The sequence below is a fragment of the Pedococcus sp. P1_H8 genome (assembly GCF_056405175.1).
Map to the genome: position 1 here is coordinate 159,746 of NZ_JBFUCP010000006.1, position 26,686 is coordinate 186,431.

The 26,686-nt window shown below is 70.9% G+C and carries 23 protein-coding genes, 2 tRNA genes and 1 pseudogene; 12 read left to right on the forward strand and 14 right to left on the reverse strand.

Going from position 1 to position 26,686, the window contains the following annotated elements; all coding sequences use genetic code 11:
* The first annotated feature begins 34 nt into the window (after positions 1 to 34).
* Positions 35 to 982 carry a DMT family transporter gene (locus AC1DYG_RS10485; RefSeq protein ID WP_477639797.1) on the forward strand — a complete coding sequence of 316 codons (948 nt, stop codon included), beginning with the start codon at positions 35 to 37 and terminating at the stop codon, positions 980 to 982.
* Here the strand turns inward: AC1DYG_RS10485 and yczR are convergent.
* A complete protein-coding gene (gene yczR / locus AC1DYG_RS10490) occupies positions 965 to 2,416 on the reverse strand; it encodes a MocR-like transcription factor YczR (protein ID WP_477639798.1) in 1,452 nt (483 codons plus the stop codon). The two genes, AC1DYG_RS10485 and yczR, sit on opposite strands and share 18 nt — an antisense overlap.
* An 86-nt stretch (positions 2,417 to 2,502) precedes the next feature.
* Between yczR and yczE the strand changes: the two are divergent.
* Positions 2,503 to 3,078 (forward strand): annotated as a pseudogene (yczE, locus tag AC1DYG_RS10495) (membrane protein YczE); the annotation flags it as partial.
* A gap of 72 nt (positions 3,079 to 3,150) precedes the next feature.
* On the opposite strand, the gene AC1DYG_RS10500 reads toward yczE, so the two are convergent.
* Positions 3,151 to 5,268, reverse strand: coding sequence for a RecQ family ATP-dependent DNA helicase (locus AC1DYG_RS10500; RefSeq protein WP_477639799.1), 2,118 nt, complete (start codon positions 5,266 to 5,268; stop codon positions 3,151 to 3,153).
* Positions 5,269 to 5,316: 48 nt separating this feature from the next.
* Here AC1DYG_RS10500 and AC1DYG_RS10505 point away from each other — a divergent pair, with 48 nt between their 5' ends.
* Both AC1DYG_RS10505 and AC1DYG_RS10510 read left to right on the forward strand, forming a co-directional pair.
* Positions 5,317 to 5,814, forward strand: a complete 498-nt coding sequence (locus AC1DYG_RS10505; protein ID WP_477639800.1) for an acyl-CoA thioesterase — start codon at positions 5,317 to 5,319, stop codon at positions 5,812 to 5,814.
* Positions 5,814 to 6,473 (forward strand): DUF8185 domain-containing protein, encoded by a 660-nt coding sequence (locus tag AC1DYG_RS10510; RefSeq protein ID WP_477639801.1) that lies wholly within the window; start codon positions 5,814 to 5,816, stop codon positions 6,471 to 6,473. Before AC1DYG_RS10505 ends, AC1DYG_RS10510 begins: the two co-directional genes overlap by 1 nt.
* Here AC1DYG_RS10510 and AC1DYG_RS10515 read toward each other — a convergent pair.
* Positions 6,455 to 7,927, reverse strand: coding sequence for an MFS transporter (locus tag AC1DYG_RS10515; protein ID WP_477639802.1), 1,473 nt, complete (start codon positions 7,925 to 7,927; stop codon positions 6,455 to 6,457). The two genes, AC1DYG_RS10510 and AC1DYG_RS10515, sit on opposite strands and share 19 nt — an antisense overlap.
* Positions 7,924 to 8,718 (reverse strand): glycerophosphodiester phosphodiesterase family protein, encoded by a 795-nt coding sequence (locus tag AC1DYG_RS10520; RefSeq protein WP_477639803.1) that lies wholly within the window; start codon positions 8,716 to 8,718, stop codon positions 7,924 to 7,926. Before AC1DYG_RS10520 ends, AC1DYG_RS10515 begins: the two co-directional genes overlap by 4 nt.
* Before the next feature lie 178 nt (positions 8,719 to 8,896).
* Between AC1DYG_RS10520 and AC1DYG_RS10525 the strand changes: the two genes are divergently transcribed.
* Positions 8,897 to 9,598: a GAF and ANTAR domain-containing protein gene (locus AC1DYG_RS10525; protein ID WP_477639804.1), complete on the forward strand. Its 702-nt coding sequence runs from the start codon at positions 8,897 to 8,899 to the stop codon at positions 9,596 to 9,598.
* An 81-nt stretch (positions 9,599 to 9,679) separates the two neighbouring features.
* On the opposite strand, the gene AC1DYG_RS10530 is transcribed toward AC1DYG_RS10525, so the two are convergent.
* From AC1DYG_RS10530 to pepN, 5 genes are all read right to left on the reverse strand, one after another.
* The gene (locus AC1DYG_RS10530; protein WP_477639805.1) at positions 9,680 to 9,991 is read right to left on the reverse strand and encodes a hypothetical protein; all 312 of its coding nucleotides are present in this window, start codon (positions 9,989 to 9,991) and stop codon (positions 9,680 to 9,682) included.
* Positions 9,992 to 10,433: 442 nt separating this feature from the next.
* Positions 10,434 to 12,149, reverse strand: coding sequence for a glycoside hydrolase family 13 protein (locus AC1DYG_RS10535; protein ID WP_477639918.1), 1,716 nt, complete (start codon positions 12,147 to 12,149; stop codon positions 10,434 to 10,436).
* 73 nt (positions 12,150 to 12,222) lie between these two features.
* A complete protein-coding gene (locus AC1DYG_RS10540) occupies positions 12,223 to 12,639 on the reverse strand; it encodes a globin (protein ID WP_477639806.1) in 417 nt (138 codons plus the stop codon).
* Positions 12,639 to 13,571 carry a mechanosensitive ion channel family protein gene (locus tag AC1DYG_RS10545; RefSeq protein ID WP_477639807.1) on the reverse strand — a complete coding sequence of 311 codons (933 nt, stop codon included), beginning with the start codon at positions 13,569 to 13,571 and terminating at the stop codon, positions 12,639 to 12,641. Before AC1DYG_RS10545 ends, AC1DYG_RS10540 begins: the two co-directional genes overlap by 1 nt.
* Positions 13,564 to 16,113 (reverse strand): aminopeptidase N, encoded by a 2,550-nt coding sequence (gene pepN / locus AC1DYG_RS10550; RefSeq protein WP_477639808.1) that lies wholly within the window; start codon positions 16,111 to 16,113, stop codon positions 13,564 to 13,566. Before pepN ends, AC1DYG_RS10545 begins: the two co-directional genes overlap by 8 nt.
* Positions 16,114 to 16,278: 165 nt before the next feature.
* Here pepN and AC1DYG_RS10555 point away from each other — a divergent pair, with 165 nt between their 5' ends.
* The 3 genes from AC1DYG_RS10555 to AC1DYG_RS10565 all read left to right on the forward strand — a co-directional run bounded on the left by AC1DYG_RS10555 (position 16,279) and on the right by AC1DYG_RS10565 (position 18,612).
* Positions 16,279 to 16,896, forward strand: a complete 618-nt coding sequence (locus AC1DYG_RS10555) for a mycothiol-dependent nitroreductase Rv2466c family protein (RefSeq protein WP_477639919.1) — start codon at positions 16,279 to 16,281, stop codon at positions 16,894 to 16,896.
* Between the two features lie 22 nt (positions 16,897 to 16,918).
* On the forward strand, positions 16,919 to 17,386 hold the full coding sequence (locus AC1DYG_RS10560) for a ribose-5-phosphate isomerase (protein ID WP_477639809.1): 468 nt from the start codon (positions 16,919 to 16,921) through the stop codon (positions 17,384 to 17,386).
* A gap of 128 nt (positions 17,387 to 17,514) precedes the next feature.
* A complete protein-coding gene (locus AC1DYG_RS10565) occupies positions 17,515 to 18,612 on the forward strand; it encodes a SpoIIE family protein phosphatase (RefSeq protein ID WP_477639810.1) in 1,098 nt (365 codons plus the stop codon).
* Between the two features lie 35 nt (positions 18,613 to 18,647).
* Here the strand turns inward: AC1DYG_RS10565 and AC1DYG_RS10570 are convergent, their stop codons facing one another.
* A complete protein-coding gene (locus AC1DYG_RS10570; RefSeq protein WP_477639811.1) occupies positions 18,648 to 19,154 on the reverse strand; it encodes a DUF4395 domain-containing protein in 507 nt (168 codons plus the stop codon).
* A gap of 99 nt (positions 19,155 to 19,253) precedes the next feature.
* On the opposite strand from AC1DYG_RS10570, the gene trmB reads away from it, so the two are divergent.
* Positions 19,254 to 19,928, forward strand: a complete 675-nt coding sequence (trmB, locus tag AC1DYG_RS10575; protein WP_477639812.1) for a tRNA (guanine(46)-N(7))-methyltransferase TrmB — start codon at positions 19,254 to 19,256, stop codon at positions 19,926 to 19,928.
* Between the two features lie 168 nt (positions 19,929 to 20,096).
* Here the strand turns inward: trmB and AC1DYG_RS10580 are convergent.
* Positions 20,097 to 20,167: transfer RNA gene (locus AC1DYG_RS10580), tRNA-Gly, on the reverse strand.
* An 85-nt stretch (positions 20,168 to 20,252) separates the two neighbouring features.
* Between AC1DYG_RS10580 and AC1DYG_RS10585 the strand changes: the two genes are divergently transcribed.
* Positions 20,253 to 20,326 (forward strand) — tRNA-Pro (locus tag AC1DYG_RS10585).
* Between the two features lie 116 nt (positions 20,327 to 20,442).
* On the opposite strand, the gene AC1DYG_RS10590 is transcribed toward AC1DYG_RS10585, so the two are convergent.
* Together AC1DYG_RS10590 and AC1DYG_RS10595 are read right to left on the reverse strand one after the other, a co-directional pair.
* Positions 20,443 to 21,891, reverse strand: a complete 1,449-nt coding sequence (locus tag AC1DYG_RS10590) for a dihydrolipoyl dehydrogenase family protein (protein ID WP_477639813.1) — start codon at positions 21,889 to 21,891, stop codon at positions 20,443 to 20,445.
* A complete protein-coding gene (locus AC1DYG_RS10595; protein ID WP_477639814.1) occupies positions 21,783 to 23,141 on the reverse strand; it encodes a S53 family peptidase in 1,359 nt (452 codons plus the stop codon). The genes AC1DYG_RS10590 and AC1DYG_RS10595 overlap by 109 nt, the downstream gene beginning before the upstream one ends.
* A 396-nt stretch (positions 23,142 to 23,537) precedes the next feature.
* On the opposite strand from AC1DYG_RS10595, the gene tig reads away from it, so the two are divergent.
* Both tig and AC1DYG_RS10605 read left to right on the forward strand, forming a co-directional pair.
* Positions 23,538 to 24,914, forward strand: a complete 1,377-nt coding sequence (tig, locus tag AC1DYG_RS10600) for a trigger factor (RefSeq protein WP_477639815.1) — start codon at positions 23,538 to 23,540, stop codon at positions 24,912 to 24,914.
* A 117-nt stretch (positions 24,915 to 25,031) separates the two neighbouring features.
* On the forward strand, positions 25,032 to 25,496 hold the full coding sequence (locus AC1DYG_RS10605; protein WP_477639816.1) for a hypothetical protein: 465 nt from the start codon (positions 25,032 to 25,034) through the stop codon (positions 25,494 to 25,496).
* 37 nt (positions 25,497 to 25,533) lie between these two features.
* Here AC1DYG_RS10605 and AC1DYG_RS10610 read toward each other — a convergent pair whose 3' ends face one another.
* Entirely contained in the window at positions 25,534 to 26,628 is a 1,095-nt protein-coding gene (locus tag AC1DYG_RS10610) for a LacI family DNA-binding transcriptional regulator (protein WP_477639817.1), read from the reverse strand.
* Positions 26,629 to 26,686: the final 58 nt, after the last annotated feature.

The window sequence follows — 26,686 nt, forward strand, 5'->3', positions numbered from 1 at the left end:
GTGCTGATGTGTCCCGCACCTCGACGATGGGCGGGTGACCACCCTGACCGGCCCTGCCCTGGAGCCCTGTGACCCACCCTCGTCGACCCGGGCCGAGGGCGGGACCAAGGCGGTCCTGGCGGCCAGCGTGACCATCGTGCTGTGGGCCTCGGCCTTCGTCGTGATCCGCAGCAGCGGAGCCCACCTGTCGCCGGGCCCGATGGCGCTCGCCAGGGTGGCCGTGGCCACGCTCGTGCTCACCCCGTTAGTCCTGCACGGCCGAGGGCGCAGCCCCGGGTCGCTCCTGCCCCGAGGACGCGAGCTGCTGCCCGTGGTCGGCTACGGCGCGCTGTGGTTCGCCGGCTACAACCTGGCGCTCAACGCGGCCGAGCGGCACGTCGACGCGGGGACCGCAGCCCTGCTGGTCAACGTCGCACCCGTGTTGATCGCCCTCGGCGGCGGGCTCTTCCTGCGGGAGGGCTTCTCCCGCCCACTCTTCCTCGGCTGCGCCGTCGCCTTCGGTGGGATCGCCCTGATGGCGGCGGGGTCCAGCGGCGGCCACGACGGTCTCGGCATCGTCCTCGGGCTCCTGGCCGCTGTCCTCTACGCCTCCTCGGTCATCATGCAGAAGGTCACCCTGCGCAGCATCGATGCGTTGCGCGCCACGTGGCTGGGCTGCGTCGTCGGCACGCTGGTGACGGCGCCGTTCGCGGGCGACCTGGTGCGTGAGGCCCAGGAGGCGCCGACCTCGGCGCTGCTCGGCGCGGCATACCTGGGTGCCTTTCCGACGGCGGTCGCCTTCACGACGTGGGCCTACGCGCTGCGTCGTATGCCGGCCGGCCGCCTCGGGCCCTTGGGTTACCTCGTGACGGTGCTCTCCGTCCTGATGTCGTGGGCGTTCCTGTCGGAGGTCCCGACCGCGCCTGCCCTGGTCGGGGGAGGGATCTGCCTCGTCGGGGTCGTCGTCAGCCGGTGGCGCCCGAGCTCACGCGACCAGCGGTGACCGGCCGTGTCGCGAGGGACGGGCGGACTGCGCGTCCGCCCAGGCCAGCGCCAGGCGCTCGACGGCTTCGTCCACCACCTCGGGCGAGTGGCCGGTGAAGGGCAGTCGGACGAAGCGCTCCATGCCGCCCTCGACCGCGAACTGGGCGCCCGGGGCCAGCACGACGCCGCGCTGGTCGGCCGCAGCACACAGGGGAGTGGAGAGCGCATCGGGCAGCTCCACCCACAGGCACAGTCCTCCCTCAGGCATGCGGAAACGCCACTGCGGCAAGCGATTTCGCAGCGCATCGACAAGGGCGTGCCGGCTGGACACGATGGCGGTGCGCCGCTCGGCGATGATCTGCTCGCGGTGCGCAAGAAGGTCGGTCAGCACCAGCTGTTCGAGGACCGGGGCGCCGAGGTCGAGGGTCAACCGCGCGCTGACCAGGGCCGCCATCAGGTCACGTGGGGCGCGGATCCAGCCGACGCGCAGGCCTCCCCAGAAGGACTTGCTCGCCCCACCCAGCGTGACCGTGCGCGAGTGGTGCGCTGCGAGTGGTCGCGGCATGACCAGCTCGGGGTCGTGGGCCAGGTCGACGAGCGTCTCGTCGACGATGCCGACGGTGTGGGTGCTGGCGAGCACGCGGGCCAGGTCGGCTCGCTGCGCATCGGGCATCAGGGCGCCGGTGGGGTTGTGGAAGTCGGGGATGAGGTAGGCCGCCCGGGGCGCGGTCTGCCGCAGTGCGGCATCGGCCGCTTCGACGTCCCAGCCGTCACGATCGAGGGGCAGGGCCACGGGACGGGCGCCCGAGCGACGCAGCGTGTCGATGGCATTGGGGTAGGTCGGGCTCTCCAGCAGCACCCGATCGCCTGGGGAGAGCAGGGCCCGGGCAGCGACCGCCAAGCCGGCCAACGCTCCGCTGGTCACCATGATCTGGTCTGCAGTCGTCGCCAGCCCCCGCTCCGTGAAGCGGTCGGCCAAGGCCTCGCGCAGGCTGGTCAGGCCGAGCGGGTGGTAGCCGGTGCCGGAGAGGTAGCCGGGCAGGTCGAGCATGGCGCGCTCGTACGCCGCCACCGTCCCACCCGGGGCGCTCATGGAGGCGCAGGTCAGGTCGATGACATCACCGACGAGCTGGTCCGACGCGGGCTGAAGGGCGGTGCCCTGGCGGCGGCCCGGCCCCTCACCCGGCAGCGCCGCGACGCTCCCGGAGCCCTGGCGAGAGGCGAGGTAGCCCCGGTCGCGCAGCTCGGCATACGCACGGGTGACCGTCGTGCGGCTCACGCCGAGGGCACTGGTGAGGTCGCGCTCGCTGGGCAGCCGGGTGCCGACCGGGACCCGACCGTCGGCGACGAGCAGCCGGATGGCGTCGGCCAGGCCGCGGTAGGCCGGGGTCGTCTCCAGGGCCGCGCCGAGCATCGGGACCAGCCGCGACGCGGAAATGCTTCGAACCACCATGCAGACCACTTTGGCACAATTGGATATGGAAAAACAGACCAATGAAGGCCAATCTTGGCTCCGTGACCCGAACCAGCCTTGCCTCGATGACCCCGGTGGAGCAGCTGCGCGCCGGACGGACCACCCGTCGGCTCCTCCAGCTCGCGGTCGGCCTGACGCTCTACGGCGTCTCGATGGGCATGATGGTCCGCTCAGGTCTCGGGCTCGACCCGTGGGACGTCTTCCACTACGGGATCGCGCAGCACCTACCGGTCAGCTTCGGCACCGTGACGATCATTGTGGGCGTAGCCGTTCTGCTGCTCTGGATCCCGCTGCGGCAGTGGCCGGGCCTCGGGACGGTGGCCAACGTCATCGTGATCGGCCTGGCCACGGACGCCACTCTCGCGCTGCTCGACGCGCCGGACGCCATGGCGGTCCGGGTCGCGCTGCTGCTCGGCGGGATCGTGTTCAACGGTCTGGCGGGGGCGCTCTACATCGGCAGCCAGTTCGGCCCCGGACCGAGGGACGGCCTGATGACGGGTCTGGTGCGTCGCACCGGCCGCAGCTTCCGGCTGGTGCGAACCAGCATTGAGGTCACGGTGCTGGTCGTGGGCTGGCTGATGGGAGGCGTCGTGGGCCTCGGCACGATCTTGTATGCCGTGTTGATCGGACCCGTGGTGCAGGTGTTCCTGCCGCTGTTCACCGTGCCGCTGGAGGCGCCGCGCACCGGCCCGCTGTCGAGTGGCAGCGACGGATCAGGCGTCGAGGGCCAGCACGAAGGGGAGCACGCCAGAGGCGCCGGCACGACGCAGGGCGGCAGCGGCCACGGTGAGGGACCAGCGCGAGTTGGCGACGTCGTCGACGAGCAGGACGGGGCCGTCGAGCCCGCGCAGCGCTGACGCCTGCTCGGCGCCGACTTCGAGCCGACCCCACACGCCGGCCAGCCGGAAGGCGCTGTTGCCGCCGGCGTCACCGACCGGACCGCCGTCCACGGGGTCGAGGGCGCCGAGCCACTGCATGCGGCCCAGCTCGGCGATGCCCCTGGCCAGCGACTCGACGAGCTGCGGTCTGGTGCGTGAGGGCACCATCGCGACGGCCACCGGGCGCTGTGCCCAGCCCCAGTCGCGCAGGATCGGCACGCAGGCCCGCAACAGCTCTGGCGGCACCTGGCCATCGGGTGCCCGCAGCAGGGTGCGCAGCTGTTGTCCCCAGCCGAGGTCGGTCAGCCGCGCCACGGCGCGCCCGGTCTCCATGGCCTCGTCGGGCTTGATCTTGCCGCGGACGGGCACGCCGAGGCGGTCCATCCCCGACGGCCACTGCGCGCGGGACTCCAGCTCGACCCCCGCACGCTCCAGCCGGCCCCTGGCGGTCGTGACCGCCGTCTGCGGGATGTCGGTCGGGAACCAGACGCCGGCGCACGAGTCGCAGCGGCCGCACTGGGCAGCGGAGTCGTCGTCCAGCGACTCCTGGAGGAAGGCCATCCGGCACTCCGCCGTCTGCTCGTAGGTCACCATCAGGTCCTGCTCCCGCACGCGCGCGGCGGTGACCCGCTCATAGCGCTCGGCGTCGTAGCTCCATGGCTGACCTGTCGAGGTCCACCCGCCGGGCACCCGCTGGACCGCGCCGTCGACGTCGAGCACCTTGAGCAGCAGCTCGAGCCGGGTGCGACGGATGTCCACGATCGTCTCGAGGGCCACGGTCGACAGCGCCTTGCTGGAGTCAGCCAAGGCGGTCAGCACCGCGTCGGCCTGCTCCTGACGCGGCATCGAGGCGGACGCGAAGTAGGCCCAGATGTCCTTGTCCTCGGGGCCGGGCAGCAGCAGCACGTCGGCGCGCTCGGTAGCCCGGCCGGCACGACCGACCTGCTGGTAGTAGGCCACCGGCGACGACGGCGCACCGAGGTGGAGCACGAAGCCGAGGTCGGGCTTGTCGAAGCCCATCCCCAGCGCGGACGTGGCGACCAGCGCCTTGACCTGGTTGTCGCGCAACATCGCCTCGAGCCGCTCGCGGTCGGCAGGGTCGGTGCGCCCGGTGTAGGCGCGCACCTCGTGGCCGGCCTCGCGCAGCGCCACGGCGATGTCCTCGGCGGCCGAGACAGTGAGGGTGTAGACGATCCCGCTGCCGGGCAGCGAGTCGAGGTGGGCCAGGAGCCAGGCGAGGCGCTGCTCCGGAGAGGTGAGGGCCATGACGCCCAGGCGCAGGGAGTCGCGGGCCAGCCCACCCCGCAGGGTCAGCACGTCGTGACCCCCGGCGCCGAGCTGCTCGACGACGTCGGTGACGACGCGGGCGTTGGCGGTGGCCGTCGTGGCCAGCACGGGGGTGTCTGCCGGGAGCGTCGTGAGCAGGTCGCGGATGCGGCGGTAGTCGGGACGGAAGTCGTGGCCCCAGTCGGAGACGCAGTGCGCCTCGTCGACGACGAGCAGACCGCAGCGGCGGGCGAGGTCGGGCAGTTGCTCGTCGCGGAACCGAGGGTTGTTGAGCCGCTCGGGACTGACCAGCAGGACGTCCACCTCGTCGGCAGCGAGGGCCGCAGAGACCTGGCCCCACTCCTCGGCGTTGGCGGAGTTCATCGTGACCGCGCGAATACCCGCCCTGGTGGCCGCCGCGATCTGGTCACGCATCAGCGCGAGCAGGGGCGACACGATCACGGTCGGGCCGGCGCCGTCGGCCCGGCGCAGGGCCGTCGAGACGAAGTAGACCGCCGACTTGCCCCAGCCCGTGCGCTGGACGACCAGCACGCGTCGGCGCTGGCCGACGAGCGCCTCCACAGCCTCGAGCTGGCCGTCGCGGAAGTCGACGTCGTCACGTCCGACGAGCCGACGCAGCACGGTGGTTGCCTGGGTGTGCAGGTCGGGTGCCGCGGTGGTCTCCATGCCGACCACCGTATGCGGCCGGCCCGACAGCCCTGCGAGGATGTCCACATGGCCCCCGACCAGAGTCAAGACGACCGCCCCGAGCCCCGCGGCCGCTACCGGGTCAACGTGCCGTTGCGCTGGAGCGACATGGACGCCTACGGGCACGTGAACAACGTGCAGTTCCTCCGGTTGCTCGAAGATGCCCGGGTCATCGGCTTCGAGGACTGGTTCGGGCAGGACCGCTCGGTGCTCAACGAGGGGATCCTCGTGGCCCGTCACGAGATCGAGTACCTCGCGCCCCTCCTCTTCCGGGTGCCCCCGATCGTCGTCGAGATGTGGGCCACCAAGATCGGCGGCGCGGGCTTCGACCTGGCCTACGAGGTGCGTGACGGACGCGCCGCGACCGAGGGCGGGGACGGCGACATCGTCTATGCCCGCGCCGAGACCACCCTCGTCCTCTACGACTTCACGACGAGCACCCCGCGACGCATGGACCCGTCCCTGCGCGCCATGCTCGAGGAGCACTCGGGCGACCCCGTCCCGTTCCGCTGGCGACGACGCTGATGGGGCTGACCTTCCCGGACCTCCAGGGGCTCGACGACCTGCGCACCTATGTCGCGCGCGCCAAGGCGGCCGACGAGGACGGTGCGATCCGACTGCAGGCCCAGGGCCAGACCCTCGCCGCCTATGTCGGCGTGCTGCCGGGGAGCGGCCTGATGGCCGAGGGCGTGGTGATCGGCTTGCGGGCCATGCCCCTGGCCGTGCCGGCCCACGTCGACGTCACCGTCGCCCTCAGTGCGATCAGCGACCGGCTGGCCCGGGGGTCCGACACGACCTTGCCCCTCCCGCCGATGACGGTGAACGTCGCCTGGGCGGCGATGGCGCCACCGCGTGGCGGATGGGAACGCGTCGGTGGCCTCACCGCCGACGAGGTGTATGCCGTGGCGCGCCAAGGCATCGAAGAGGTCGCCTCCGGTGCGCCCGCCGACGCGGGTGGTGCAGCGGTGACAGCCCTGCGCAAGCAGGTGTGGGGCCGCCTCACGAGCACGACCCCGCCGGTGCCCGCGGGCGGTGCGTTCGCGGCATACGTGCTGGGCTTCGTGGCGCCGAGTCACGGTGTCGCGCCGAGTGATGGTGCCGCGCCGGGCTCAGAGGTGACGGTGTGGGCGCACGGCCGCTGGACGCGGCTCTCGACGCCCGCGGGTCATGTCCTGATCCGCTGACCGGCCACGGCGACCAGCGACGCGACGACGCTGAGCCCCAGCCACATCGTGACGAACACGGGCACGTCCTGCCCTGCGGCGGTGTGTCGGGCCGCGAACACCGCGCCGGCGGCGGCGATGCCGAGCACCGACCCGAGGACGTCGGCGAGCTGGAGCGACGACGACGTCGAGCCGTGGTCGGACGCGGGGGTCAGCGTGAGCGAGAGCACGGACAGGCTCGCGGTGCCCAGACCCATCCCCAGTCCACACGCGACGAGGGCGACCGCGACGAACCACGGGTGCCAGTCGAAGTGGGTGACGGCCACGACCCCGAGCAGCCCCGACGTCAGCAGCACACCTCCGGCGACGACGAGCAGGTGGCGGCGCCCCGCCCAGCGGTCGCGGCCCTGGACCCAGGACCCGGCGGACCACCCGAGTGAGCCGACGGCGAGGATCGTGCCGGCGGTGCCGAGGGTCTGCCCGCGCTCGTTGACGAGCATCAGCGGGATGTAGGTGATGGTGCCGAAGAACGAGCAGGTCAGCAGGAACCGGGCCAGCATCACCGACGGCAGTCCGCGGCGCATCAGCCAGGTGCCACGCGGCAGCAGCAGCGGAGCGATGGCGGCTATACCCAGGACGCCGAGGAGGGCGACGACGGTCTTGACCGACCAGCTGAACTCCAGGTCGTGGGTGCCCCACTGGAGCGCCCCGGCGGAGGCCGCGATGAGCACGCCGAACCACGCGGCCCGCACGTGCTGTCGCCGGTCGCGGCTGGAGCCGTCGATGCAATCGCTGGCCCTCGCGATCTGTCCTCGGCGGGCGAAGACCATGGCGAACGCCACCACGACCGGGAGCACCACGAGCCAGAACACCCACCGCCACGACCACGTGGTCGTGACCCACGCGGAGACTGGCGGACCGAGCAGCGAGGGGAGGACCCAAGCGGCCGAGATGGCGCTGAACACCTTGGGGCGCAACGACTCCGGATAGGCGCGACCGATGACGACGTAGCCCGCGACGATGATGAGCCCGGCGCCGAGCCCGGCGACCCCGCGTCCGGCGAGGAACGGTCCGAAGGCCTGGGAGCCGCCGCACAGGGCGCACCCGGCGCCGAAGAGCAGCTGTCCGGCAAAGAGGGAGAGCAGGGGGCCGGAGCGGTCGCACCACACCCCTGCGAGGACGATGCCCAGCAACTGGGTCGTCAGCATCACCGAGAAGGCGAGTCCGTAGGACCGCACGGCGTCGAGCTCCCGTGCCGCGTCCGGCATGGCCGTCGAGACCGCCATGCCCTCGAAGGCGATGACGGTGATCAGGGCCAGGAGCGAGATGGACAGCAGCAGGTATCGCGGGTGGAACACGCCTGGGCGGGCCTCGCCCGGAGTCCCGCCCAGAGTGGTGCCGTGTGTGGCGGTGCCGTGTGTGGTGGTGCCGCCGGCCGGCTCCTCGTGCGAGGGAGGCGGGCTCGGGCCGGTCACCGGCTCAACGGTACGCCGCGCTCGGCGAGCACCTCGGCAAGGGTGTCGATGCGGTCGGACACGATCCCGTCGACGCCGAGGTCGAACAACCGGTGCATCTCGGCCGCGTCGTCGATGGTCCAGACGTGGACGTGCTTGCCCATCGCGTGGACACGTTCGACAAGCGCCGGGGTCACCAGGTCGAGTCGGCGCCCCCCGACCACGTGCCCGGTGGGGATCTGCAGGACCGCGGCGGGGGAGCGCAGCCAGCCGGCGATCCGTTGGGGGGCAAGGCGAAGGGCAGCGACCTCGGTCGGCCCCGTCGCCGTGGCGAGCCCCGGCCCGAGCAGGCGGCGCACGGCCCGCAGGCGACGGTCGGAGAACGACCCCACGCACACCCGGTCGATCGCACCGTGGGCGCGGATCACCTCGGCGAGGGGTTCGATGGCACCGGGGGCCTTGACGTCGATGTTGATGCGGGCGTCGGGGAACTCCTCCAGCAGGTCGGTCAGCAGCGGGATGGGTTCGGTCCCGTTGATCCGTGCGGACTGCACTGCTGCGTAAGGGAGTTCGGCGATCCGGCCGTGCCGATCGGTGACCCGGTCGAGACGCAGGTCGTGGAACGCCAGCAGCACGCCGTCGGCCGTCGCGTGCACGTCCGTCTCGAGGTACCGATAGCCCATCCGGACAGCCTCGCGGAAGGCGGCCAGGGTGTTCTCGAGGTGCAGGTTCGCCTGGATCTTGGCGCCACCGCGGTGGGCCAGCCCGATGGGCGTCGGTGCGTCGAAGAAGGCGAAGTCCGCTGCTCTCACCGGCCCATTGTTCCCGGAGTCGTGCCAGCGCGGCGGCGCCGGGTCCCACCACTGCGCGTCGGCCCACGCGGGACGAGCTGGCGAAACTGGCCGTCCTGTTTCACCGCACGCCTCTGACCTGCAGGAATACACTTGCCTCAGCGGTGCCGACGGGGGCGCCGCGGAGGGGGGTCTCACCATGCACGACCAGCTCGACCTCCTGCGGACGCTCTCGGCGTTCACCGCAGACCTGGTGAGTGACTACGACATGGAGGACATGCTCGAGAACCTCGCCGAGCGCGTCACCGAAGTCCTGGACCTGGCCGGCAGCGGCGTCTCCCTCGACGTCGACGGCAGGCTGTCCTTCGTGTCGGCCGTGACCGGTCCGGTGGCGCAGCTTGAGCGCCTGCAGGAATCGCTCCAGAGGGGGCCCTGCGTCGACTCCTGCTACTCGGGGGTCGTGGTCGCGGTGGGTGACGTCAGGGATGCCGAGGGCCGATGGGGCGACTACACCCAGGTCGCCCTTGCGCTAGGAATCAATGCGGTGGCAGGCATTCCGATGACGTTGAAGGGCAAGGGAATCGGCGCCCTCAACCTCTACGCGGCCGACGTGCGCGAATGGTCCGCCGAGGACCTGGCCGCTGCACAGGCGCTGGCTGACATGGCCACGGCCTACCTCGCGAACGCGTCGCGGCTCCAGCAACAGGTGGACCTGTCCGAACAGCTGTCTCGCGCCCTGACCTCGCGGGTCGTGGTGGAGCAGGCCAAGGGCGTGCTCGCCGAGGCGGCAGGTGTCAGCGTGGATGAGGCATTCCAGCGGATCCGCGTCTGGGCGCGCAACCACAACACCCCGCTGCACACCGTGGCTGCGCAGGTGGTCGAGGACGGTCTTCGGCCCTGACGTGACGGCCTGACCCGAAGGGCCCTGAGCTGACGGGCCCTGAGCTGAGGCTCGCGGGTCACTGCGTGGAACTGCGGGGTGTCAGACCAGGCCGGGGAGGTCGCCGCGCCGCCAGGCGGTTCGCCTGGACCTCAGTTCGGCCACCAGCGCACGCTCCCGGGCGATCCAGGGCTGCCGCGCCGGGTTCACCACGAGCCGCCCGTTCCGGAGCACGAACGGCTCCAGCTCGCGCAGCACGTCCTCCGCCTCCGTCAGGTGGGCCACGAGGGCCCGAACCGTCTCGGACGGCAGGTGGCGGGCCGGCGGAAGAGGGGCTGGCGACCGCACGGACTCGGTCCGGGGGGCCTGGGACTCGGCCTGGGGCTGGGTGTGGTTCTCGAGCTGCTGGGTCACGGTTACCTCCGCATGGGCGTGCCGACAGGGCACTGCCGTGCGGTCCAGAGCAGTCGTGGTTTCGTCGTCCCCCGCCCCGGGTGGCGACCCATCGATCATAGGCTGACCTGCGCAGATGCGCACCCTTTGGTGACAAAAAACCGCATTTGGGACACGGTGGCCGACCTAGCTCAGCGAGCAGGCCCTGCGACTTGTTGCCCGCTCGTGGTCACGGGCGGCGGTTTTGAGGCCCTCGGTGACCACCTGCCGGCAACAAGTCGGAGCGGCTCGCGACTTGTTGCCCGCCCGTGGTCACGGGCGGCGGTTATGAGGCCCTCGGTGACCACCTGCCGGCAACAAGTCGGAGCGGCTCGCGACTTGTTGCCCGCCCGTCATGACGCGACGCGGAAGGAGGGGTATGCCGCGTGGTGACCACGCGGCATACCCCTCCTGGAGCGGGCTGTCAGAGCGCTGCCCAGACCGTGGTGTCGGTGGGCACCAGGCCGTCGTCGGTCAGCGGACCGGAGGTCACGAGGACCGAGGCGCCGTCCGGGAGGGCGACCGGTTCGGTGCCGAAGTTGGTCACCACCAGGGTGTCGCCCGTGTCGTCACCCTGACCGGTGTTGACGAGGGCGATCACGTCGTCGTCGAACCCCTCGGCGAACAGGAGACCACCGGTGCCGAGGTCGCGCTCGCGGCGGGTCCGCAGCAGTGCTCGGTAGAGCTCGAGGGTCGAGCCGTCCACGCCGTCCTGCTGGTCGACGGCGTACTCGCCGTAGATCTCGGGCTGCGGCAGCCACGTCTGGTCGGAGGGCCCGAAGCCGAAGGACGGGGCGTCCTTCTCCCACGGGATCGGCACCCGGCACCCGTCGCGACCCAGCTCCTTGCCGGCCGAACGCAGGTACGTCGGGTCCTGCCGGGACGCGCCGGGCATGTCGGTCGAGTCGGGCAGGCCGAGCTCCTCCGCCTGGTAGAGGTAGGCCCCACCCGGCAGCGCCAGCATCAGCTGAGTTGCCGCACGCGCGCGCTGCAGCCCGAGTGCACGGTCGGGCTGCGGGTCCTCGGCGCCGATGCCGTTGGGACGACGCTCGCCGACGGGGAGGCCGAGCCGCGAGGCATGCCGCACCACGTCGTGGTTGGACAGCACCCAGGTGCTCGGTGCGCCCACGGAGTCGGCTGCCGCGAGGGAGGACTCGATGACCTCGCGCAGGTCGGCGGCGCGCCACTGGGACTGCAGGAAGTCGAAGTTGAACGCCTGGTGCATCTCGTCCGGGCGGACATAGCGCACCGCGCGCTCCTGCGGGCGGACCCAGGCCTCGGCGACCAGGATGCGGTCGGGCTCGCCGTACTCGGCCAGCACCTTGTGCCAGCGGCGGTAGACGTCGTGGACCGCGTCCTGGTCCCACATCGGCGGCATCGGGGCGCCGGGCTTCACCTCGCCGTCGAGGATGTGCAGCTCGGCGTCGTAGTTGGGCAGCCCCTCCTCCTTGATGAGGCCGTGCGCGACGTCGACGCGAAAGCCGTCGATGCCACGGTCGAGCCAGAAGCGCAGGATCGACTCGAACTCGTCGCCGATCTCGGGGTTGTCCCAGTTGAGGTCGGGCTGCTTGACGTCGAACAGGTGGAGGTACCACTGGCCGGGCTGGCCGTCGGCCTCGGTGATCCGGGTCCAGCCGTCGCCACCGAAGACCGAGTGCCAGTCGTTGGGGGGAGTGCTGCCGTCGGCGCCCAGGCCGTCGCGGAAGATGTAGCGGTCGCGCTCGGGGCTGCCCGGACCCGCGGCCAGGGCAGCCTTGAACCACTCGTGCTCGTCGGACGTGTGGTTGGGCACGAGGTCGACGATCACCTTGAGACCGAGCTCGTGGGCCTTCGCGACCATGGCGTCCGAGTCGGCAAGCGTGCCGAACAAGCCGTCGATGTCGCGGTAGTCGGCCACGTCGTAGCCGGCGTCGGCCTGGGGGGACTTGTAGAAGGGGCTGAACCAGACCGCGTCGACGCCGAGCGCCTTGAGGTAGTCGAGCCGGGCGGTCACTCCGGGCAGGTCGCCGATGCCGTCGCCGTCGGCGTCCGCCCAGGAGCGTGGGTAGATCTGGTAGATCACGGCATGGCGCCACCAAGCGGCGTCAGCCGAGGCAGCGGGGTGGATGAGGTGGGTGGAGAGGGTCGTCGTCACGGTCAACAATGCTGACGCATCGAACGCGTTCGGGGAAACCGGCCCCCATCCGTCTTGCCCAGCGGAACCCCGCGCAGGCTCAGTCCTCCAGGGAGTTGACCATGGACTGCGCCGCGCGCTCGAGGTAGTCGCGCAGCAGGAGGTCGTTGGCCGGCGGGAGGTCGAGGGTGTCCACGGCCGCCATCATGTGCAGCAGCCAGCGGTCGCGCTGCGCGGGGGTCACCTTGAACGGGTGGTGGCGCATCCGCAGCCGCGGGTGGCCACGCTGCTCGGAGTAGGTGCCCGGTCCGCCCCAGTACTGCTCGAGGAACATGCGCAACCGCTCCTCCGCGGGCCCTAGGTCGGCCTCGGGGTAGAGCGCCCGGAGCGGCTCGTCCTGCGCCACGCCCCGGTAGAACTCGTGCACGAGCTTGCGGAACGTCTCGTGACCGCCGACCTGGTCGTAGAAGCTGCCGGACTGGTCACCGCCGGGCGTCTGGGGCAGCAGGGTGCTCATCAGGCGCCGCCTGCGGGACCAAAGGGCGTCATGACGGGCGCCGTGACGCCGTTCGCGTCGAAGGCTTCCTTGACCCGCTCACGGATCTCCCGCGAGACGCCGTACTGCTCCTCGGGTGCGGTCTTGGCGATCACGCGGATCGTGACCACCGAACCCGTGATCGACTCGACGCCCACCACCTGTGGTTCGTCGAGGAGCTTGTCCTGCCAGTCGGGGTTCTGGTCGAGGTCGTGCACCACGGAGCGGATGAGGGGGATCACCTTGTCGAGGTTCTCGGAGTACGCCACGGGGATGTCCACGAGCGCCGTCGACCAGCCCTGGCTCTTGTTCCCGATGCGGACGATCTCGCCGTTGCGGATGTACCAGACCACTCCCGAGCCGTCGCGCAGCCGGGTGACCCGCAGGCTGACCTCCTCGACCGTGCCGGTGGCCTCGCCGGTGTCGATGACGTCGCCGACGCCGTACTGGTCCTCGAGGATCATGAAGATCCCGGACAGGAAGTCCCTGACCAGGCTCTGCGCCCCGAACCCCAGGGCCACGCCCCCGACCCCCGCGGTCGCCAGCACCGGGGCGAGGTTGATCCCCACGATGCCCATCACCGTGAGGATGGTGACGAGCGCGACGATGAAGGTCACCATGCTGCGCAGGAGCGAGCCCATCGTCAGGGTGCGCTGGCGGTGTCGCTCGTGGGCCGCGCCGGTGGCGTGGGCCAGCACCCGACTGGCTCGAGAGGTGTCGCCGGTGCGCCGCGCGTCGGACTTCGCGATGGTCGCGTCGACGACGCGTCCGATCGAGCGCAGCATCAACCACCGGAGCACGATCGCGCCGAGCACCGTGATCACGACCGCGAGCGGCGCCCCCTTGAACCAGTCCCAGACTCCTTGGGGAGTCACCTTGCTCAGGGCCTCCAGAAACGCGACTGCCTCAGGCATCGGCATCCCGCTGCTGGGCACGCAGCGCGCGCGCGATCGGGTCGCGGTTCTCGACCACCAGTCGACGCAGTGCCGCCGGCGCATCGGCATGGGCGGTCAACCACGCCTCCGTCGCCTCGTGGAGGCGGGCGTCGGCGAGCGCCGTCGGATAGAAGCCCCGCACGAGGATCTCGATGATCGCGTGCGACGTCTTGGTCTCCACGGTGTCGAGCATCGCGTGGTACCTCTCGACATAGGGCTCGAGGAGGCCCGTGTCGTGGACGTTCCCGAAGCCCGCGGCCAGGGACTCGAGCACTGAGTTCGGCAGGCCGTCCTCCTCGACGCCGCGACGCCACGCGGTGGCCTTGGCCTCGGCGGTGGGCAGGGCGGCGCGCGCCTGCTCGGCCCGCTCGCGGCCGGTCGCGGTGTTGTCGCGCTGCAGCTCGGCGTCGACGTCCTCCGTCGTGGCGTCGCCGCAGGCGGCCAGCGAGGTGAGCAGCGTCCAGCGCATGTCGGTGTCGACCGCGAGACCGTCGAGCACCTCGGTCCCGTCGAGCAAACCACGGAGGTATGCCGCGTCGTCACCGCCGCCCTGGTGCGCGGCATACGCGCCCACCAGCTGGAGCTGGGCGTCACTGCCCGGGGCAGCGGACATCGCCAGTCCGCGCAGGGCGGCGACGGCCTCGGCGCCCGTGGCTGCCCGGTGCTGTGGCGCGACGTAGAGGCGCAGGGTGGTCGACAGCTGGCCGAGCAGCGTGCGCAGCAGCGTGGAGTCCGTCTCGCCGGGCAGCGAGGCCAGCACCAGCGAGACGAAGTCGCGGGCGGCCATCTCGGCGTCGCGGGTCATGTCCCACGCGGCCCCCAGAACCAGGGCGCGCGGCAGGCTGTCGGTGAACCCACGAGGGTGCGCGAGCGCCGTCGCGAGCGAGCGCGGGTCGAGGCGGATCTTGGCGTAGGCCAGGTCGTCGTCGTTGACGAGCAGCAGGTCCGGCGCGGGACGACCGATCAGCTCGGGCAGGTCGGTCGACTCCCCGTCGACGTCGAGCTCCAGCCGGTCGGTGCGCACGAGCGTGTCACCCTCGACGGAGTAGAGGCCGACCGCGAGACGGTGCGGGCGCAGCGTCGCGAAGTCAGGGGCATGGGTCTGGGCGATCGACGCAGCCGAGATCAGGCCCTGGTCGTCGGTCTCGATCTCGGGGCGCAGCGTGTTGACGCCGGCGGTCTCGAGCCACAGCTTGGACCATGTGCCCAGGTCGCGACCGGACGTCTGCTCCAGCTCGTGCAACAGGTCGGCCAGGGTGGTGTTGCCCCAGGCGTGCTTGGCGAAGTAGGCCCGCAGGCCGGCCGTGAACGGCTCACGCCCGACATAGGCGACCAGCTGCTTGAGCACCGACGCGCCCTTGGCGTAGGTGATGCCGTCGAAGTTGACCTCGACGTCCTCGAGGTCGTGGATCGGGGCGACGATCGGGTGGGTGGAGGACAGCTGGTCCTGGCGGTACGCCCACGCCTTCTCGGAGGTGCCGAACGTCGTCCAGGCGCTCGCCCACTGCGTGACCTCGGCCTGGCAGGTCGTCGACGCCCACTCGGCGAAGGACTCGTTGAGCCACAGGTCGTTCCACCACTTCATCGTGACGAGGTTGCCGAACCACATGTGGGCGAGCTCGTGCAGGATCGTCAGCGCCCGGCGCTCGACGATGGCCTCGGTGACCTTGGAGCGGAAGACGTAGACCTCGCTGATGGTCACGGCCCCGGCGTTCTCCATCGCACCCATGTTGTACTCGGGCGTGAAGAGCTGGTCGTACTTCTCGAACGGGTACTCGCAGTCGAACTCGTTCTCGAAGAAGGCGAAGCCCCGCTTGGTGCAGTCGAAGATGTTGTCGGCGTCCAGGTGCTCCAGCAGCGACTGGCGACAGAAGATCGCGAGCGGCACGGTGCCCCGCCGCGTCTCGACCTCGTCGCGCACGACGGCGTACGGCCCGGCGATCAGGGCGGTGATGTAGCAGGACATCCGCGGCGTCGTGCCGAACGCCCACGTGGCGGCGCCCTCGCCGGCCGCGGTGGCTTCGGGCGTGGGGGAGTTGGACACGACCTGCCAGTGGTCCGGTGCCGTGACGGTGAACCCGAAGGTCGCCTTGAGGTCGGGCTGCTCGAACACGGCGAACATCCGCCGACAGTCGGCGACCTCGAACTGCGAGTAGAGGTAGACCTCGCCGTCGACCGGGTCGGTGAAGCGGTGCAGCCCCTCACCCGTGTTCATGTATGCCGCGGTGGCGTCGACGGTGAGCGTGTTGTGTTCCGCCGTGGTGGGGAGCTGGACGCGCAGCCCGTCGAAGTGCGTGGCGGGGTCGAGCGCCTCGCCGTTGAGGGTGATTGCCTCCACCGAGGGTGCGATGAGGTCGACGAAGGTCGCAGCTCCGGGCTCGGCGCTCGTGAACGTCACCGTGGTCGTGCTGCGGAACGTGGTGTCCGAGGTGGTGAGGTCGAGGACGACGTCGTAGTGGTCGACGGCGATGACGGCGGCGCGGGCGGTGGCCTCGTCGCGGGTCAGGTTCTTGCCAGGCAACGGTGCTCCTGCGGAGGTTCGGGGTGTGTTCGAAATGCTCGGCCGCCATCCTCGCACGGCCCGGGCGGCGGGGGACCACCGCTTGCGCGGCCGTCGGGGGCCAATGGCAGGATTGCCGGCGTGACCGTCGCCGAGACTGCCGAGAACGCCGAGACCTTCGAGACCATCGAGACTGCCGACGCACTGACGTCCGCCGAGTTCTGGTTCGACCCGTTGTGCCCCTGGGCGTGGATGACCTCCCGCTGGGGCATGGAGGTCGAGCGGGTTCGCCCGGTGGACATCACGTGGTCGGTGATGAGCCTGTCGGTCCTCAACGAGGACCGCGACCTGCCTGACGAGTACCGCGCGATGATGGATCGCGGCTGGGGTCCGGTGCGGGTGATCATCGCCGCCGCCCGCGAGCACGGTGACAAGGTGATCAAGCCGCTCTACGACGCGATGGGCACCCGGATCCACCTGGAGGGGGAGCGCGACTACGCCAAGGTGATCGGACCAGCTCTCGAAGAAGTGGGTCTGCCGCCCGAGCTCGCTGACTTCGCCGACAGCGACGTCGTCGACGACGAGCTCAGGGCCAGCCACCAGCGGGCCATCGACCTGGTCGGCGACGAGGTCGGCACCCCGGTGATCGCGGTCGACGGACAGGCCTTCTTCGGACCTGTGGTGAGCCCGGCCCCCAAGGGTGAGGACGCCGGACGGCTCTGGGACGGCTGCGTCCTGGTCGCCGCGACTCCCGGGTTCTTCGAGCTCAAGCGGTCCCGCAACGTCGGCCCGATCTTCGACTGAATCTTCGACTGAGGAGCACACCATGCGCGTACACATCGGCGGCGACCACGCGGCATACGACCTGCTCGGCGAGCTGGTCACCTTCCTCGAGGCCGAGGGCCACGAGGTGACCAACCACGGGCCCCACGCCCTGGATGCCGAGGACGACTATCCCGTCTTCGTGCTCCGGGCCGCGGAGGCCGTCGCGGCCGACCCCGAGTCCCTGGGTGTGGTGCTCGGAGGCTCCGGAAACGGTGAGCAGATGGCAGCCAACAAGGTGAAGGGCGTCCGCGCGGCCCTGTGTTACAACGCAGAGCTCGCCACGCTCGCACGCGAGCACAACAACGCCCAGGTCATCTCGATCGGCGGCCGGATGAACACGGTCGAGGAGGCCAAGGCGATGGTCGCCGCCTTCCTCGCCACCCCGTTCTCGGGCGCTGAGCGCCACCAACGGCGCATCGAGATGGTCAGCGCCTACGAGAACGACGGCACCCTGCCCCCGCAGCCCTGATCTGGGTGGATGGTGCACGCGACGGGGTGAGCTCCGACTACTGTTGAGGACGGGCTGGAACAGGGGCCGGCCCACCCAGCAGACGCCAAGGGTGCCCCCGCACCTGCCTTGCCGAAGGATCTTCACTCGTGGACATCGACAGGACGGTGCTCGCTCGCCGCTCGGTCATGTCCCGCGTCCAGCGCAGCCGGGGCAGGTTCGTGCGGTGGGGACAGGCCGTCACGGCCATCGGCGTCATCGTGGTGACTGTCGGCCTGACCTGGGCCATGTCGGTGTGGACGACTTACGTCCCGTTCTCGACCTTCGTGCCGTTGGCCGTCCTGGCCGGACTGTTCCTCACGCCGCGGGTGCTGGCGGTCGTGGACGTCGGCATCCTCGTCGCCGGGGCCTACTCCATCTGGGAGAGGGACACCACCCAGCCGGCCCTGTTGGGCGCCTACGCGGTCCTCACCAGCGTCATGATCATCATGTTCTCGGTCGCCACGTCGCGGGCCAGGCTCGGCGTCCAGGGAAACCTCGGGGAGTCGATGCTCGTCGACCTGCGCGACCGGCTGCGCACCCAGGGCGAGCTCCCCGAGCTCCCCTCCGGCTGGGGAGCCGAGCTGTCGGTGCTGTCGGCCTACGGCGACTCGTTCTCCGGTGACTTCCTCGTCACGAGCAAGTCCGACGACATCCTCGAGGTCGTGCTCGTCGACGTCTCGGGCAAGGGGATCGCAGCCGGGACCCGTTCGCTGCTGCTGTCCGGCGCCTTCGGTGGCCTGCTCGGATCGATGCCCTACGACACGTTCCTCCCGGCGGCCAACAGCTACCTGTTGCGCCAGGCCTGGGACGAGGGGTTCGCCACCGCGGCCCACGCCATGATCAACCTGACCACGGGTGAGTTCAGCCTCGGCTCCGCCGGGCACCCACCCGGTGTTCGCTTCTCGGCGGGCTCGGGCCGGTGGGAGGTGCTCGAGGGCGAGGAAGGTCCCGTCCTGGGTGTCACCGAAGGCCTGGCCTTTCCGCGGATCCAGGGCCACCTGGGGCGCGGTGACGCGCTGCTGCTCTACACCGACGGTGTCATCGAGGTCCGCAACCGTGACCTGCGCGACGGGATCGACCGCATGCTCGGCACCGCTGAGCGGATGATCGGCAGAGGCTTCGAGGGCATGGCGGCCAAGATGTGCGCAGCGGCCCGCGCGGGTGAGACCGACGACCGGGCGGCCGTGCTCGTCTGGCGGCGCTGAGCGGCCGCCCTGGCCCCTCCGCGCGCCCTGGCCTCTCAGCTCGTCGCGGTCGCTGCCTGGCGCTGGGCGGCTCGACGGGTGATGTCGGCGCACTCGAGGCAGACCGACTCGGGAATCACACCCAGCCGCATCAACCAGCCGAACACGATGCACCCCACGCACACCCCTGCGAGGGCCTCCAACGCCGGGAAGACGACCATCACGACGCCGATCAGGACCACGGGGACCGTCGTGCCGGCGAGCCACAGGACGGTGGCTGCCGTGGTGAACGCCGCCCCCACCGCAGCGGCGAAACGCTTGGGCGGGCCAGCGGTGTAGCGGGGCTTCGCGGACACCCTCGGCCGGACCCAGCGGTTCACCAGGATCGCTATCGGGCTGGCGGACGGCCCCCAGCCGCTGCGCAGCACGAAGTCAGCGGCGAGCACGGCATACAGCCACCACTGGTGGGCGGCGAGGGCGACGACGCCCAGCACGAGCACGACGGCCGCGATGAGACGGACGGTGACGTCGTCGACGATGTTGGGGAACCGGGAGATGCGCATGAACACATTATGGATTACATAAGCACTGGTTATCGACCAGTGTGTCGCAGGTCAAGACGCGCCCCTGTCGCCCCGTGACGGGCTGCCTAGGCTGGTGCCGTGGACGGTGTCGTGAAGGGTGACGGGCGGGTGCGCTCCTACAACGCGCGCAGGGGCCGCCTCTCGGCGCTCACCCTCGAACGCCTGGAGGTCCTGGGACCCCGTCACTCGATCGACGCGGACGGGCCCTTCGCGGCGCAGGAGGCCTTTGGCCGGGTCGCCCCCGTGGTGCTGGAGATCGGCTGTGGCCACGGGGCCGCGGCGCTCGCCTACGCCGCCGCCCACCCTGAGCACGACCTGCTCGCTGTCGACGTCTTCACCCCGGCCCTGGCCCGGATGCTGGCCGAAGCGGACCGACGCGGCCTGACCAATCTCTGGATGCACCGTGGGGACGCCGTGGAGCTGCTGGCGGAGCGGGTGGGAGCCGCATCGCTCGCCGCAGTCCATGTCTTCTTCCCCGATCCGTGGCCCAAGGCCAAGCACGCCCGGCGGCGTTTCATCTCCCGCGAGACGCTCGACCTCATCGCCTCACGATTGGTCCCGAGTGGCGGCCTGCTCGTGGCCACCGACCACGACGGGTATGCCGCGCACGTGCGGTCGGCCTTCGCGGCGCAGGGTGGGTTCGTGGTCGCCGAGGGTGAGCGGCCGTCGTGGCGACCCACCGACGGCTTCGAGGCCAAGGGGCTGGAGGCCGGGCGACGGGTGAGTGAGTTCCGCGCCACCCTGGGCACGTGAGGGACCCGGACGAAAAAGCGTGTCCGGGGTCCCTCACGTCTGAGCGGGCGACGAGATCCGTCGCCAGGGGCGCTTCGCGCGGCGGGGCTCCTCCCGATTCTCCGCCTGGTTCCGGACAGACGTGAGGGACCCCGGACGAAAAAGCGTGTCCGGGGTCCCTCACGTCTGAGCGGGCGACGAGAATCGAACTCGCGTAGCTAGTTTGGAAGACTAGGGCTCTACCATTGAGCTACGCCCGCGTGGACCGGCCGCCGTCGGGGCGTCAGGTTCGAGGCGTTAGCCTAATGCCCGCGATCGTGTGGCCAGAAATCGGCTCGCCGTCGACGGGGTATGGCGCAGGTTGGTAGCGCGTCCGCTTTGGGAGCGGAAGGCCGCCGGTTCAAATCCGGCTACCCCGACGAAACAGGGGAGCTTGCGACCCCTGTTCGTCGGGGGAGCCGGATGCTGGGAGCCGGAGCGCACGCGCCGAGGAACGAGGCGCTACCGCGACGGCGGCGTCCGGCTACCCCGACGGTCACAGGCCGTACTCCTCCAGCAGCCGCAGCCAGATCTCGCTCATGGTCGGATACGAGGGCACCGCGTGCCACAGGGTCGTCAGCGGCACCTTTCCGACGGTCGCCACGGTGGCCGCGTGGACGAGGTCGGCGACGTCCTGGCCGACGAAGGTGGCCCCGACGAGGACACCGGCGTCCTCGTCGACGACGATCCGCGCCTGGCCCTGGTAGCCCTCCGCCTGCAGCCCCGGGCCTGCGGCCGAGTCCATCGGCAGGTCCACGACCCGGACCCGCAGCCCGCGCCCCCTCGCCTGCTCCTCGGTCAGCCCCACGGAGGCGACCTCCGGGTCGGTGAAGACCACCTGGGGTGACCCCGCCGCCACTGCCCACGGCGTGGTCCGGTCGGAGTCGGGCTCGCGCCCCGCCGCGCGGGCGCCGATGAGGTCACCGACCGCGCGAGCCTGGTACTTGCCCATGTGCGTGAGGAGGACCCGCCCGTTGACGTCGCCCACGGCATACAGCCAGGGCTTGTCGCCGGCGACGCCCTCGACCTCCATCCGCTCGGTGACGCGGACGTAGCCCGCCTCGTCGAGCTGGCCTCCGACTGCCTCGACGCCGAGTGCCCCGGTGGCAGGGGTCCGGCCGACAGCCACGAGCAGCTCGTCGGCGACGACACGCGTGCCGCTGGACAGGTCGACGGTGATCTCGCCGGTCGGGCCGAGGCGGGAGACGGACTCTGCCTTGGTCCCCAGCAGGACGTCGACGCCATCTCGCTCGAGGGCTTCGGCGACCGCCTTGCCGGCGAAGGCTTCGTTGCCCCCGAGCAGGCCGTCGTTCATCTCGATGATGGTCACCGTCGAACCCAGCGCGGCGAAGACCTGGGCGAGCTCGCACGCCACGACGCCACCGCCGAGCACGGCGAGCCGCTCGGGGATCCGGCGACTGGTGGTGGCCTGCCGGTTGGTCCACGGGTTCGACTCGCGCAGTCCCGGGATCGGCGGGATCGTGGGAGCCGTGCCGGTGGCCAGGATCACGGCCTGACGCGCCCGGATCGTGCGTCCCTCGATCTCCACGGTCCGCTCGGCGACGAGGTGGCCCTCGCCGCGCAGCAGGGTGATGCCCACGTGGTCGAGCCAGCCGACCTGACCGCTGTCGTCGAAGGTGTCGCTGGTGCCGACCCGGTTGATCCACGAGTCGCGGCGGGCGAGCACCCCCTGCGGGTCGAGGTGGGCGCCCTCGGAGCCCTGGACCCGTTGCGAGGCCCGGGTCGCGTGGATCGGCCGCAGCAGCGCCTTGCTGGGGGAGCAGGCGTAGAAGCTGCACTCGCCGCCGACGAGGTGCTTCTCGAGGATCGCGACCGTCAGTCCGGCCTTGTGGGCGCGGTCGGCGGCGTTCTCACCGACGGCGCCGGCCCCGACGACGATGACGTCCCACTCCTGCGGCGGGGTGGGCAGGCTCTGATCTGGCATGTCCTCAACGTAGACGGCGAGTCGGGGGTGTGCTCGGCGGCACGGTGTGGCCCTGTCGCCGACGGCCCCGGGAAAGATGTGCCCAGACCGGTGGGGCCGTCCCAGCCGGCCTTGGCGGTGCACCAGGAGGCACACGTCCCGTTGGATCCCGAGGTCACGTCGAACAGGCCGGCCGGGTTGGCGTAGGGCAGGGTGTTCGCGTAGCCGCTGGTGTTGCCGCTGAGCGCATAGACCGAGGCGACGATCGGGGCGGACAGGCTGGTGCCGCCGTACTGCGCCCACGACGACGAGGTCCTCGACGTCGGTGCGTAGGTGGCCAGGCCCGTCGCTGGGTCGGCCACGGCCGAGACATCGGCGATGGCACGCCCGCTGCAGCTGGTCATCGCCGAGGTCTGACCGGCCGGTGCGGCGTTGAGGGTCGTGCAACCCGAGCCGGCCCCGTTCCAGGCCGACTCCGACCACCCGCGGGCGCTGGAGTCCTTGACCAGGGAGGTGCCTCCGATGGCCGTGACGTAGTGCGAGGACGCCGGGAAGCTGCCGCCCTGGTACCCGTTGTCTCCGGTCGACGCAGTGACGGCGATCCCGGGGTGGTTGTAGGCCGCGCCGTAGGAGCTGTCGGAAAGGTCGCCTCCGCCATAGCTGTTCGAGATGGCGGCGACGCCGGCCTGCTGGGCTGCGGTGTTCACGGCCGTCCCGAGGTCGGTGAGGCTGGCGCTGTTGGCCTGGACGAGCACGATCTTGCAGCCCGGGCAGGTCGCCGAGACGGCGTCGAGGTCGAGCGCCTGCTCGCCGGCCCAGCCGACGTTGAAGCGGGGCAGGGAGGTTCCGCCCGTCTGGTTGATGATGCGCAGGCAGCCGTTGGCCGTGGTGCAGGCGGACAGGCCCCACTGGGCGCGGTAGATGCCGAGGTCGCGTTCGGCGTTCGGGTAGCCGTAGGCGTCGACGATCGCGACGGTGCGACCTCCGGCGGACAGCCCGGTCACCTTGTAGGCGCTCTGGATGTCGGTGGGAGTCTTGCCCGAGATGGCATGCGGGGTGACCGGATTGCCTGCGGGGCTGACTGCCCGGCCTTCGGCGTCGACCAGCTTGAGGGCGTGGCACGCCGCGACGGTGGGTGAGCTCGGCGTCGCGCACACGCGTTGGGCGTGCGCGACGGGGGAGGGGGCTGCCGAAGCGGCGGTGACCGCGGTCGTGACGAGCCCCAGGGATGCCGAGGCCGCCAACGCGACAGAGAGGATCTGCGTGCGCATTCGAAGTGTCTCCTGACGTGGAAGGAGGCGGCCACTACCGCCCCACGCGTCGAAGACTCACTTCGAACGCATTGTCTGGCAATGGATTTCGGCGGCCAACCTCGCTGCTGGCGAAGAATTGGGATGCGCCGGGGAGACCCTTGACACAAAGTCGTGACGGATGTCATGGGCACTCGGGCGACCCGTGTGGCGGCGGTCCCGCCCGGCATACTCCTGAGGCTGGTGTGCCGCCGGTTCGGAGCGCGGGCGCACAGCGGCTACCATGAGGTTTTGGCCCGGTCGCCGCCTGTCACAGCCGGCGCAGCGGGCCTTCGCATTGCCCCACCGCGAGGTGACCAGCAGTGCCCCGCACCGCAAGCACGCACCACGCCCCCCACGACCTTGGAGTATCCCGCAGTGAAGAGTGCCGTCGAGACCCTCAACCCGACCCGGGTCAAGCTGACCGTCGAGGTGCCGTTCGAGGAGCTCAAGCCGAGCCTCGACGCCGCCTACGCCACCATCGGCTCGCAGATCCAGGTGCCTGGATTCCGCAAGGGCAAGGTTCCCTCGCGCATCATCGACCAGCGGGTCGGCCGCGGCGCGGTCCTGCAGGAGGCCGTCAACGAGGCGCTGCCGCAGTTCTACGGCCAGGCCGTGGAGGAGAACAAGGTCCGCCCCATCGGGCAGCCCGAGGTCGACGTGACCGAGGTGCCGGCCGAGGACGGCCAGGACCTCAAGTTCACGGTCGAGGTCGATGTGCGCCCCGAGGTCGAGCTGCCCGAGGACTTCAGCGGCATCACTGTCGAGGTCGACGAGGCCAAGGCGTCCGACGAGGACGTCGAGGCCCGGCTCATCGCGCTGCAGGAGCGGTTCGGCACCCTCAAGGGCGTCGAGCGCGCCGTCGAGAACGGTGACTTCGTCTCCATCGACCTCAAGGCCAGCATCGGCGAGGACGAGATCGACTCGGTGACCGGCATCTCCTACGAGGTCGGCTCGGGCAACATGCTCGACGGGCTCGACGAGGCATTGACCGGGATGGCCGCCGAGGAGACCAAGTCCTTCACCGCGCCCCTCGCCGGCGGCGACCGCGAGGGCGAGGACGCCGACGTGGTCGTGACCGTCCAGTCGGTCAAGGTCCGCGAGCTGCCCCCGCTCGACGACGACTTCGCCCAGCTGGCCTCGGAGTTCGACACGCTCAGGGAACTGCGCGCGGACGTCACCAAGCAGGCCGACCAGGCTGCCAAGTTCGAGCAGGGCGTCCAGGCCCGCGACAAGGTGCTCGAGCACCTCCTCGACACCATCGACATCCCGGTGCCGGACGGCGTCGTGGAGGCAGAGGTCAACCAGCACCTCGAGGGCGAGAACCGCCTCGACGACGCCGAGCACCGCGCCGAGGTCGACGCCAACACCCGCAAGGCGCTCAAGGCCCAGTTCCTCCTCGACGCGATCGCCGAGAAGACCGAGGTCAAGGTCGAGCAGCCCGAGCTCATCGAGTACCTCGTCATGTCCGCCCAGCAGTACGGCATGGACCCGAACCAGTTCGCCCAGGCCATCGACCAGCAGGGTCAGGTGCCGGCGATGGTGGCCGAGGTCGCTCGGCGCAAGGCGCTCGCCGCCGTCCTCGAGCAGGCCACGGTCGTCGACACGGCCGGTCAGCCGGTGGACCTCAACGAGGTCACGGCCACCGACGTCGCCTCGCAGCTGTTCCAGGGTGACCACGAGGGCCACGACCACGAGGGCCACGACCACGAGGGTCACGACCACGGTGACCACGAGGGCCACGACCACGCCTGATCGACCCAGAACGGTGTCATAACAGCCCTATTCGTATGCCGCTCACCCCTTCGGAGGGTGAGCGGCATACGTCATTTGGGTGACCCGCAGCAGCGCCGCCACACCCGACGATGAGGCATGGACATCACTGCCTTCCACAAGTTGCGGACCGCGGTGCAGGAGAACGCCAACCCGGCGGACGACCTCACGGCAACCCGGCTCCGCCACTCGCTGCACACAGCCCTCACTGCGAGCCGGCTGTTCGACGAGATCGAGTTCGGGCACACCGAGGACCCGACCCAGATGGTGATCGGGGTCTGCCGCTGCGCCGACGACGTGCTGCCCTGGGAGGCTGGCATGGGGGTTGAGCGGCTCTGGCTGTCCGTCACCACGGAGGTGCCGTGGGAGGCCCACACGATCGGGTGCACCGACACCCTGATGGAGTTCGAGGGCGCGGTGACGGTGGACAACAGCGGCCACTACGTCACGGTCCATGTGGTCGCAGAGCCGTCTGCGGCGACCAAGGACGCCATCGCGGCCCGCCAGGAGGCCGACGACGCAGCGGCGCCGGTGGGAGCCGAAGCAGAGCCGGCCCGAGGCTGAGCCGGTCCGGGCCGAGGCGGGTCTGAGTCGGGTCCGGTCAACGGGTCGCCGGGCGCGCCGTCGTCGTCCCGATCCGCAGGTCGGTCGGTTGCACCTCGTCGTCGGGGCGCTGGCCGTCGAGCAGCTGACGCAACATCTCGCCCATCAGCCGTCCCTTGGCGAGGCCGTGCTGGTCGATCGTGGTCAGCGTGCCGGCGAACCACGGCAGCTCTACCCCGTCGAACCCGGTCACGCTGAGGTCGCCGGGCACGCTCAGCCCGAGCTCTCCCGCAGCCCGAACAACTCCCATCGCCAGCAGGTCCGACTGGGCGACGATCGCTGTGGGGCGCAGCGCCGCGGGGAGGTCCAGCAGCAGCCGTGCCGCGATCGCGCCCTGCTCCACGTCGGGGATGGAGGTCTGCGCGAGCCGCGGCGTCGCGCCGGTGTCGCCGCTGCCGGTACCGAAGACGTCCAGGAACCCGAGCGCGCGGTCCCTGGTGTCCGCGAACCCGGCCGCAGCCACGTCGTCCAGGGTCGCGAGCCCGGTGGGGGAACCGGGTCGCAGCGGCATCATCAAGTGGGCGACGCGCCGGTGGCCGAGGTCGGTCAGGTGGCGCCCCAGCACCACCGTGGCGCCGCGGTTGTCCAGGGAGAGCTGCGCGACGCGGGGGTCCGCGGGTGATCCGTCTCCCAGCATCGGTATGCCGCGGGCGGCCAGGTGGTCGACCGCAGGGTTGCTGTCGGGGCCGCACAGCGAGAAGACGACGGCGTCGAGGGCCGTCGCCGACAGCTGGGTGATCGCGCGCTCGGGCGTGCCCGCGGGTTGGGCGATCAGGAGCATCCCGGCCGGGATCTCGTCCAGCACCTGGGAGAGCCCGTCCAGCACACTGACGGCGAACGGGTCACGGAAGGCGTGCAGCAGCCGACCCTCGACGACCACGCCCACCACCCCGGACCGGCCCTGCCGCAGCGACGACGCGAGCGGGTCCGGGCCGGCATACCCGAGCTGCTCGGCCGCGGCGCGCACGCGGGCCACGGTGTCGGGCGCCACGGGGCCCTTGCCGCTGAAGGCGAGGGAGGCCGTCGACGTCGAGACCCCGGCGGCCTGCGCAACGGCGCGCAGGGTCGGTCGAAGTTGACGAGCACGACTCATGGGGGAGACACTATCGAATCGATTCGACCGAATCGATTCGACCGCACCGAAACCATCC